Origin of the sequence: Autumnicola edwardsiae, assembly GCF_031846505.1 — a bacterium.
Classification (GTDB): domain Bacteria; phylum Bacteroidota; class Bacteroidia; order Flavobacteriales; family Flavobacteriaceae; genus Autumnicola; species Autumnicola edwardsiae.
In genome coordinates this window covers 20,579-30,135 of sequence record NZ_JAVRHP010000039.1, presented here as the reverse complement: position 1 = coordinate 30,135, position 9,557 = coordinate 20,579, and the positions used below count along the sequence as shown (strand labels likewise).

Below are 9,557 nucleotides of genomic sequence, written 5' to 3'. Positions count from 1 at the left end.
GAAACAAGGGAAGAATTAGGAGTAAAGGAGTTAAAGGGGGAAAAGTTAAAAGTGGAAAAATTAGATTAGATTAGAGAGCGAAATTTATCTGCGGTGTTCTGCATGATCCGCGGGAGAAAAAACTGGAGGATCGAAGGGGTGAGATGTTTTTAACTCTACTTGTAAGGGTTAAAAAAATCGATGAAAATTAATTAAATTCGCGGTATGGACTTTTCTTCAAAATTACTGGAGCAGGCTGTAGACGAAATGTCACAGCTGCCGGGCATTGGAAAACGGACTGCCTTACGTTTGGTGCTGCATCTTTTAAAGCAACCGGAATCGCAAACCGAGCAGCTGGCCGCGGCTTTACAAAAATTGCGGTCTGAAATTAAACTTTGCAAAAATTGTTTCAATATTAGTGACACAGAGCTTTGTGATATTTGTGCAAATCCCAATAGGATTAGCGAAATAGTTTGTGTGGTGGAAGATATCCGGGATGTAATGGCCATTGAGAATACCGCTCAATACCGTGGTCTCTACCATGTTTTGGGTGGAAAAATTAGTCCGATGGACGGGATTGGTCCTTCACAGCTCACCATTAAACCATTAATTGAAAAAGTAAAAGCGGGAAAGGTTGAGGAGATTATTTTTGCTCTTAGCAGCACACTGGAAGGCGATACTACCAATTTTTACATTTTCAGGCAGCTTGAGGAAACACCTGTAAAAACTTCGACGATCGCACGCGGAATTTCAGTGGGTGATGAACTGGAATATGCAGATGAGGTAACATTGGGTAGAAGCATCACAAACAGGGTTCCTTTTGAAAGTTCCATGAAAGGTTAGGGTTTTCTGAAAAGATATTTCACGTTTGCCAGCTCTCTTGGGAAAACCTGCTGTACATTTTACATTCAGCCCCCGAAGTTGTAATTTTACGGTAAAGAATTTAAATCGTTATTGTAAGAAGAATTTCAGTACATTTCAATTTTATTGATTTTTTAATACTTGAAGACCTTAAAATTGATTAATTTCGTAAACGAAACACAAAAAAAGATCTTTTAGATAGAAATATGGCAAAATTCGAACTTAAATTACCTCAAATGGGCGAAAGCGTTGCGGAAGCAACGATCACTGGCTGGTTAAAAGAAGTTGGTGAGACGATTGAAGCAGATGAACCGGTAATCGAAATTGCGACCGACAAGGTAGATAGCGAGATCCCCAGTGAAGTGGAAGGAAAGCTGGTAGAAAAGTTGTTTGAAGTTGATGATGTGGTGCAGGTTGGCCAGACAATTGCCATAATAGAAACTGAAGGTGAAATAGATGATGATGAAGATTTGTTTAATGATAGAGATGATGAAGAGGAGCATACTGAGGATGAAGAAGCCCTTATAAATGAAGTTGAAACCAGTGTAGATAAAGCAAAGGCAGTAACTTCTGGAGATAATTTCTCAGATTCTTCACGTTTTTACTCTCCGCTGGTTAGAAATATCGCAAAGGAAGAAGGGATTAGCTTAGAGGAGCTTGAACAGATAGAAGGCACCGGAAAGGATGAAAGGGTAACCAAGAATGATATTCTTAATTACCTGGAAAGTCGTTCAAACAAACCGGCACCAAAGAAACCGGTAGCAAAAGACCAAAAAATTGAAACTTCCGGGTTGGAGTCTGCAGTGGCAGGACAGGAATCGGCAGTAAGGTCTGGCGAAGAAGAGATTATAGAAATGAGCCGTATGGGGAAAATGATTGCCCATCACATGGTAGAAAGCGTACAAAAGTCGGCTCATGTGCAGTCTTTTATTGAAGTTGACGTTACCAACATCTGGAACTGGAGGAATAAAAAGAAAGCGGACTTTTTGAAAAGAGAAGGGGAAAAGCTCACTTTTACTCCAATCTTTATGGAGGCTGTCGCAAAAGCAATTCGTGATTTCCCAATGATCAATATCTCTCTAGATGGAGATAAGGTGATCAAAAAGAAAAATATTAACCTCGGGATGGCCGCTGCACTTCCCGATGGTAATCTTATTGTTCCGGTGATTAAAAATGCAGACAGATTGAACCTGGTTGGGATGGCAAAAGCAGTTAATGATCTGGCCACCCGGGCAAAAGTGAACAAATTGAAACCAGATGAAATTCAGGGCGGAACGTATACTGTTACCAATGTAGGTACTTTCGGCAGTATTATGGGAACACCAATTATTAATCAGCCGCAGGTTGGAATCCTTGCTTTGGGGGCTATCAGGAAAGTTCCTGCTGTTATAGAAACACCAGATGGGGATTTTATTGGGATTCGCCACAAAATGTTCTTATCTCATAGCTATGACCACCGTGTTGTGAACGGTGCTTTGGGTGGGCAATTTGTACAGCGTGTTGCGCAGTACCTCGAAGATTTTGATAAGGACAGGGAAATTTAAAACTTATATATTCTTAATTGTAAAGCCACGAAATTCTGTATGAAATTTCGTGGCTTTGTTTTTTCTAGGAAAACATTTCCCCAAATTTTAAAACTATAAGAACAGGAAATAGTCGTGAAGCTCTCATGGCTAATTTTTTAGATCATGTACTTGATTGAATTGGGTTTTCAATAAATCCGTCAGACAATCAATTTATAGTATCTTTGAAAAAAATAGTTTTTCATGGAATTAAATCTAACCAAGCCCATCTGTTTTTTCGATCTTGAAGCAACAGGAACGAACCTGGTGAAGGACAGGATTGTAGAAATTGCTGTTCTGAAAATATTTCCTAACGGAAATAAAGAAAGTAGAACCTGGCTGGTGAATCCGGAAAGGGAAATCCCTGAGGAGGTGATCGCCATTCATGGTATCTCTAATGAAAAAGTGGCAAATGAACCTACATTTAAGGAATTGGCGAACCAGGTTTACGATATGATCAAAGGTTGCGATCTGGGTGGATATAATTCAAACAGATTTGATATTCCGCTTTTAGCTGAAGAATTACTTCGCGCAGGCGTGGATTTTGAAATGAAAAATATGCTGGCAGTAGATGTACAAACAATTTTTCATAAGAAGGAACAGCGTACCCTTTCTGCAGCTTACCAGTTCTACTGCGGGAAAAACCTGGAAAATGCCCACACTGCCCAGGCAGATACCAATGCAACTTACGAGGTATTAAAATCCCAGTTGGATAAATATGATGATCTTACCAACGACATTAAATGGCTGGCTGGATTTAGCGCAAGAAGACGTTTTGCTGATTTTGCCGGTTTTATAACTTACGATAAAAAAGGTCAGGAAATATTTGCTTTTGGAAAGTACAAAGGAAAGGGCGTAGAAAAAGTGCTGGAAGAAGAGCCCGGCTATTTTGGATGGATCCAGAATGCCGATTTCCCACTGTACACTAAAAAAGTTCTTACCGCGATAAAATTAAGAAGGCTAAATAATAAACTTTCTTAATTATTCAATCTTCTGAACCATCTTTAACTGAACGAATCAAAATAACTACTGATTATACTCTAATTTTTCATGATTTCTATGCAGGAGGCAGAAAGCTGTCTAATTCAAGAGCGTTTAATTAAAAATAACTGTTTTTAGATATGAAGATCATTTGTATTGGAAGAAATTATACAGATCACATTTCGGAATTGAAGAATGAAAAACCGGAAGATCCGGTAATTTTTCAGAAGCCAGATACTGCCATATTACTAAAGAAACAGCCTTTTTTTATTCCCGACTTCTCTAATGATGTTCATTATGAGGTTGAGGTGCTTGTGAAAATCAAAAAAGTAGGAAAACACATCCGGGAGAAGTTTGCTCATAAATATTATGATGAAATTGGTCTGGGGATAGATTTTACCGCACGGGACCTTCAGCAAAAATTAAAAGACAAAGGCTTGCCCTGGGAAAAGGCAAAAGCCTTTGATGGAGCGGCTGTAATAGGGGAAAAATGGTTGCCTAAAAATGAGATAAAAAATATAAATAATATTAACTTTAGTCTTTTAAAGAACAAAGAAACCGTTCAAAAAGGCAATACTTCGCTTATGTTATGGAAAATAGATGAGTTGATTGCCTATATTTCTACTTTTTTTACGCTCAAGATTGGGGATGTTATTTTTACAGGTACCCCGGCAGGCGTAGGTAAAGTGGAGACAAATGATAAACTAAAGGGGTTTATCGAAGATGAGCAAATTTTTTCGATCCAAATCAAATAGCCTAATGAGCAGTTATAACCTAGATGAAGTTAAAGAAATGGCCGGCGGCGATGAAGATTTTATGAAAGTCGTGGTACAAACGTTTCTGGCAGAAATCCCTCCAGACGTAGAAGCAATGAACGAGGCAATAGAAAATGACAATGCAGGCCTTGCATACCAGTTTGCGCACAAAATGAAGCCAAACCTTCAGCTCTTTGGCCTTAACTTAATGAGCCAGATACGTATTATAGAAGCTTGGTCCAAGGAAGGTAAAATGAAAGATGAAGTACCTGAAGCTGCAGCAATTATTTCAAAGAAAGTGAATGTGGCGGGCAGCGCCTTAAAACGTGATTTTGATCTCTGATGACGGCTGAAATAGTAACGATTGGTGACGAGATCCTTATAGGACAGATTGTGGATACCAATTCTGCGCATATCGCGCAGGAACTAAATAAGGTAGGCATTGTTGTCCATCAAATTATTTCTATACAAGATGAGAAGGAGCATATCCTTCAAACTTTAAGGGACTGTGCCGGTAGGGCAAATGTGGTGATTATCACCGGAGGCCTGGGACCTACAAAAGATGACCTGACTAAGTATTGTCTTTGTGAATATTTTGATGATGTCCTGGAGCTTAACGAAGATGTCCTTAAAAATGTAGAAAAGATCTTCGAGAAAATTGAAAACGCCCAGGTTTCAGATTTAAACAGGGAGCAGGCTATGGTTCCTTCAAAAGCTGTCGTTTTACACAATAAATTCGGTACCGCACCGGGTTTGTGGCTAAAGAAAGATAAAACAGTTTTTATTGCAATTCCCGGAGTTCCTTTCGAAATGAAAACGCTAATGGAACGGGAGATTGTGCCTCGTTTAAAAAAGGAATTTCACAGGCCATTTATTTACCACAAAACTATAAGGACCTATGGCCTGGGAGAAAGTGCCATTGCAGAGCGCATTGAAGAATGGGAGAATAATCTTCCCAAAGGCCTAAAACTTGCTTACCTGCCAGATCTTGGAAATGTAAGGTTACGACTTTCGGGAAAGGGAGAAAATGAAGAAGAATTAAAGCTTTCTATCGAAAAAGAATTTGAGAAACTACATCCTTTAATAGATGATATTATAGCCGATTCTGTTTCCGAAGATGATAATATTGAAGAAACCATAAGCAAATTACTTTCTTCCAGAAATCAGTTTCTTTCTGCTGCAGAGAGTTGTACCGGCGGGGAACTGGCAGCACAATTCACTCTTAATCCCGGGGCTTCTTCCTGCTTTAAAGGTAGTCTTGTTTCTTATGCTACCCAGGCGAAAAAAGAAATCCTGAATATCCCGGCGGAACTTATAGAAAAGTACAGCGTGGTAAGTGCTGAAGTGGCAGAGAAAATGGCAACAAACGCCAAAGAAATGTTCAAATCTCATTATGCAATAGGTACAACAGGAAATGCTGGTCCCACTAAAGGTGAAAGTGATGCAGATGTGGGTACCGTTTTTATAGCTCTGGCAACACCAAACGGCGTCTATTCTAAGAAATTTGTTTTTGGGAACAGCAGGGAGCAGGTGGTAAAGAAGACTGTAAATAAAGCTTTTGAATTAATTTTGAGGGAATTAACGAAGCTGTAAGCAGGAAATTAGAGAAAAAGCGACCTTTTATACAGGAAATGTCCTGATGTTTTTCTTGTAAATAATTTTTAATTTTAGGTTGCCTGTTATATAAAAAAATCGTTAATTTGCAGCCTGTTTTGAAATAACGAGTTTAAAGAATAGAGCAATGTCAAGAGTTTGTGAACTTACAGGTAAAAAGGCGATGGTCGGGAACAATGTTTCTCATGCAATGAATAAGACCAAGCGTAAATTTAATGCCAATTTGGTTAAAAAACGTTTTTTTATTCCTGAAGAGGATAGATGGGTTACTTTAAAAGTTTCAACATCTGCGCTTAAAAATATCAATAAAAAAGGCATCTCTGCTGTAATAAAAGAGGCAAGAGAAAAAGGATTCATGAAGAAATAAGTCCTAAGCTAAAAAACAGAACGAAATGGCAAAGAAAGGTAACAGAGTACAGGTGATTTTAGAATGTACAGAGCACAAGGGAACAGGAAAACCTGGAACCTCAAGATATATCACAACCAAAAACAAGAAGAACAGCCCTGACAGGTTGGAGTTGAAGAAATTCAACCCAATCCTTAAGAAAATGACTGTTCATAAAGAAATAAAATAATTGAGTCATGGCAAAGAAATCAGTAGGATCAATCCAAACAGGGACAAAAAGATTAACCAAAGCAATAAAAATGGTTAAATCTCCAAAGACAGGTGCCTATACATTTGTTGAAGCGATAATGGCTCCTGAGGACGTTAACGATTTTTTGAACAAAAAATAATCGGAAAACTTCCCCGATAGTATAGAATAAAAAGCCGTCCCGATACATCTGGACGGCTTTTTCTTTTTGATTATATTTACACTTTATGTTCTGGAAATTTCTTCCGGAATTTCGTGATTTTAAACCTATCAAGAAATGAGTTTATTTAAGAAGATTTTTTCCAAGGAAAAGAAGGAAACGCTGGATAAAGGACTTGAAAAGTCCAAAAGCAACTTCTTATCCAAGATGAGTAAAGCTGTTGCCGGTAAATCGAAGGTTGACGAGGAGGTGCTGGATGATCTGGAAGATGTTTTGGTAAGCAGTGACGTTGGTGTGGCAACTACCATTAAAATTATAAACAGGATAGAGGAGCGCGTGGCACGCGACAGGTATTTAGGGACAGATGAGCTTAACCAGATCCTGCGCGAAGAAATAGCCGGACTTCTTTCTGAAACAAATAGCGGTGAAGCTTCAGAAATTCACGTACCGGAAAATAAAAAGCCTTACGTAATCATGGTCGTGGGCGTAAACGGAGTGGGAAAAACTACAACTATTGGGAAATTGGCGCACCAGTTTAAAGGTGCCGGAAAAAAAGTTGTTCTTGGTGCGGCCGATACTTTTAGGGCTGCAGCTATAGACCAACTCCAGATTTGGGCAGACAGGACGGGCGTTCCTATTGTAAAGCAGAGTATGGGCAGCGATCCGGCTTCGGTAGCTTTTGACTCGGTTCAGGAAGGCGTTAAACAAAATGCAGATGTTGTTTTAATCGATACCGCCGGGAGGTTGCATAATAAAGTAAACCTTATGAAGGAGCTTTCTAAGGTAAAACGTGTGATGCAAAAGGTAATTCCAGATGCTCCGCACGAGGTTTTGCTGGTTTTAGATGGTTCTACCGGTCAAAATGCTTTTGAACAGGCCAAGCAATTTACAGCGGCTACAGAAGTTACTTCTCTTGCAGTCACAAAACTCGACGGAACTGCCAAAGGCGGCGTGGTTATTGGTATTAGCGACCAGTTCCAGATTCCGGTGAAGTATATTGGAGTAGGAGAGGGAGTTGAAGATTTGCAGGTATTCAATAAGTACGAATTTGTAGATTCGTTTTTTAAGTAAATAAATACAGTAGGTCGATAATTGCCATTTTTGAGGTGCCGCTAAATTTGTATTTATTCAGAAATTAATGAAAAAAATCATTTTACTTTTTTTAGTTTTTCTTGCAGTTTCCTGTGCAGATAATAAGAAAAATGAAGCTGAACAGCCTGTTCAGGATACTATTAATGCTTCTGAAGAACCGGAATACAGGGTTTTAGACTCAAAATTCATCAATAAGGACTCTCTTATGGCTCCTTTTGCTGAAGAATTGGCAAATTTCTCTGAAGACCGCTATTCTGAAGTAAAGCCACTCGCTTTTGATCGCAATATTCCTGAAATTCAGGACGCAATACAGTCCGGGATGCTAACTTACGAAGAACTTGCACTTTTTTATCTCAAGCGCATTCAAAAATTTGATAGAAATAACAGTCGGTCCTTAAATTCGGTCATTTTCCTGAATCCAAATCTTCTGGAAGAAGCAAGGGAAAAAGATCAGGCTTCCGGTGAAGGTGAAAAATATCCAATTTTCGGCATTCCTGTGCTTTTAAAGGACAATATTAATACTGAAAATATGCCGACGACCGCCGGTGCAGTCGCGCTTCAGAATAATCAAACCGATGATGCCTTTATTGTCGAAAAACTGAAGGAAAACGGTGCATTGATCCTGGGAAAGGCGAACCTTAGTGAATGGGCATATTTTTTCTGCGGAGAATGCCCCAGTGGCTATTCGGCAGTTGGTGGGCAAACCCTAAATCCCTACGGAAGAAAAATCCTGGACACCGGGGGCTCAAGTTCGGGAAGTGCAGTGGCTGTAGCGGCAAATCTTGCTCCTGTGGCAGTAGGTTCTGAAACTTCAGGATCTATTTTGTCACCTTCCAGTCAAAATTCTGTGGTAGGTTTAAAACCCACAATCGGTGTTTTAAGCCGCAGCGGAATTATTCCAATTTCGAGCACACTCGATACTCCGGGACCTATCACAAAATCTGCGGTGGATAATGCCATTCTACTTTCAGCAATGACAGGGCAGGACCCTGAAGATCCAACGACTCAAAACACCGCTGTAATTTCAAATTATGATACTCCGCTGGAAAATTCGTCTTTGGAAGGGAAAAGATTTGGTGCTATTCGCGGGTTATTGGAAGATTCCCTGTATGTACGTGCCGTGAATGACCTTAAAAATGCCGGGGCAGAGGTAATCGAATTTGAAGCGGAAGAAATTGAATTGCCAAACTTTTTGCGACTGCTAAACCTGGATATGAAGAAAGATCTTCCTGCTTATTTTCAGAATTACGGAGGAGATTTGGAAGTTGTGAGTGTGGAAGATGTTTACCGCTATAATACGCAGGATTCTATGGGAAGGGCACCTTATGGGCAGTCTTTATTCGAAGGAATCATGCGGGATTCTGCTACTTCAGCAGAGTTTACTGCGGTTAAGGATACGCTAAGAATCAACGGAAGGGCATTTTTTGATGTTCCTATGGAAGAACACAATCTGGATGCAGTAATCTCAATCAATAATTACCACGCGGGCTATGCGGCGGTTGCACAGTATCCAGGTATCACCGTTCCCATGGGCTATGGCGAAGATGGCGCTCCCCGGGGGCTCACAATATTTGCAAAACCTTTTGAAGAACAACATTTGCTTGAATGGGCTAAAGAATTTGAAACAGTTTCCCAACGCCGGATCTCTCCGGAAAATTACAATGATTAATGTCCAGACGAAACCTCGTTCTAATTTCTAAAATTATTTTCTTCTATAGCGTTTTCTACATTATTATGAAGATAATTGCCATTTTTGGAGGTGCATGGGTTTTGCCAAATCTTGTGCTAAGTATTCCTTATGCATTATTTGTAGCCATTGGTGCCTATATGATGAAAACAGAAAAATTCAGCTGGGCGTATGTAGTGGCAGGGGTTATCGTGATTTCCATTGTGCGTTATTATGAGAGGGAGTGGATGCTAACACTTCAGCAATACTTCGGTTAACATCAATTTCTACCGG

At 39.7% G+C, this 9,557-nt stretch carries 12 protein-coding genes; all 12 read left to right on the top strand.

Annotated features, from left to right (window positions below; all coding sequences use genetic code 11):
* Positions 1-204: 204 nt before the first annotated feature.
* The 12 genes from recR to RM529_RS09155 all read left to right on the top strand — a co-directional run bounded on the left by recR (position 205) and on the right by RM529_RS09155 (position 9,541).
* The gene (gene recR / locus RM529_RS09210; RefSeq protein WP_311484503.1) at positions 205-822 is read left to right on the top strand and encodes a recombination mediator RecR; all 618 of its coding nucleotides are present in this window, start codon (positions 205-207) and stop codon (positions 820-822) included.
* Positions 823-1,046: 224 nt separating this feature from the next.
* On the top strand, positions 1,047-2,384 hold the full coding sequence (locus tag RM529_RS09205; RefSeq protein WP_311484502.1) for a dihydrolipoamide acetyltransferase family protein: 1,338 nt from the start codon (positions 1,047-1,049) through the stop codon (positions 2,382-2,384).
* 222 nt (positions 2,385-2,606) lie between these two features.
* Positions 2,607-3,383: a 3'-5' exonuclease gene (locus tag RM529_RS09200; RefSeq protein WP_311484501.1), complete on the top strand. Its 777-nt coding sequence runs from the start codon at positions 2,607-2,609 to the stop codon at positions 3,381-3,383.
* 140 nt (positions 3,384-3,523) lie between these two features.
* Entirely contained in the window at positions 3,524-4,138 is a 615-nt protein-coding gene (locus tag RM529_RS09195; RefSeq protein WP_311484500.1) for a fumarylacetoacetate hydrolase family protein, read from the top strand.
* A gap of 4 nt (positions 4,139-4,142) precedes the next feature.
* A complete protein-coding gene (locus RM529_RS09190; RefSeq protein ID WP_311484499.1) occupies positions 4,143-4,481 on the top strand; it encodes an Hpt domain-containing protein in 339 nt (112 codons plus the stop codon).
* Positions 4,481-5,731, top strand: a complete 1,251-nt coding sequence (locus RM529_RS09185; protein ID WP_311484498.1) for a CinA family nicotinamide mononucleotide deamidase-related protein — start codon at positions 4,481-4,483, stop codon at positions 5,729-5,731. Before RM529_RS09190 ends, RM529_RS09185 begins: the two co-directional genes overlap by 1 nt.
* A 148-nt stretch (positions 5,732-5,879) precedes the next feature.
* A complete protein-coding gene (gene rpmB / locus RM529_RS09180) occupies positions 5,880-6,119 on the top strand; it encodes a 50S ribosomal protein L28 (protein ID WP_311484497.1) in 240 nt (79 codons plus the stop codon).
* Between the two features lie 25 nt (positions 6,120-6,144).
* Positions 6,145-6,327: a 50S ribosomal protein L33 gene (gene rpmG / locus RM529_RS09175; RefSeq protein ID WP_311484496.1), complete on the top strand. Its 183-nt coding sequence runs from the start codon at positions 6,145-6,147 to the stop codon at positions 6,325-6,327.
* A 7-nt stretch (positions 6,328-6,334) separates the two neighbouring features.
* A complete protein-coding gene (locus tag RM529_RS09170; protein ID WP_311484495.1) occupies positions 6,335-6,487 on the top strand; it encodes a DUF4295 domain-containing protein in 153 nt (50 codons plus the stop codon).
* A 135-nt stretch (positions 6,488-6,622) separates the two neighbouring features.
* Positions 6,623-7,576 (top strand): signal recognition particle-docking protein FtsY, encoded by a 954-nt coding sequence (gene ftsY / locus RM529_RS09165; RefSeq protein ID WP_311484494.1) that lies wholly within the window; start codon positions 6,623-6,625, stop codon positions 7,574-7,576.
* 67 nt (positions 7,577-7,643) lie between these two features.
* A complete protein-coding gene (locus RM529_RS09160) occupies positions 7,644-9,266 on the top strand; it encodes an amidase family protein (RefSeq protein ID WP_311484493.1) in 1,623 nt (540 codons plus the stop codon).
* Positions 9,266-9,541, top strand: coding sequence for a hypothetical protein (locus tag RM529_RS09155; RefSeq protein ID WP_311484492.1), 276 nt, complete (start codon positions 9,266-9,268; stop codon positions 9,539-9,541). The genes RM529_RS09160 and RM529_RS09155 overlap by 1 nt, the downstream gene beginning before the upstream one ends.
* Positions 9,542-9,557 lie beyond the last annotated feature (16 nt).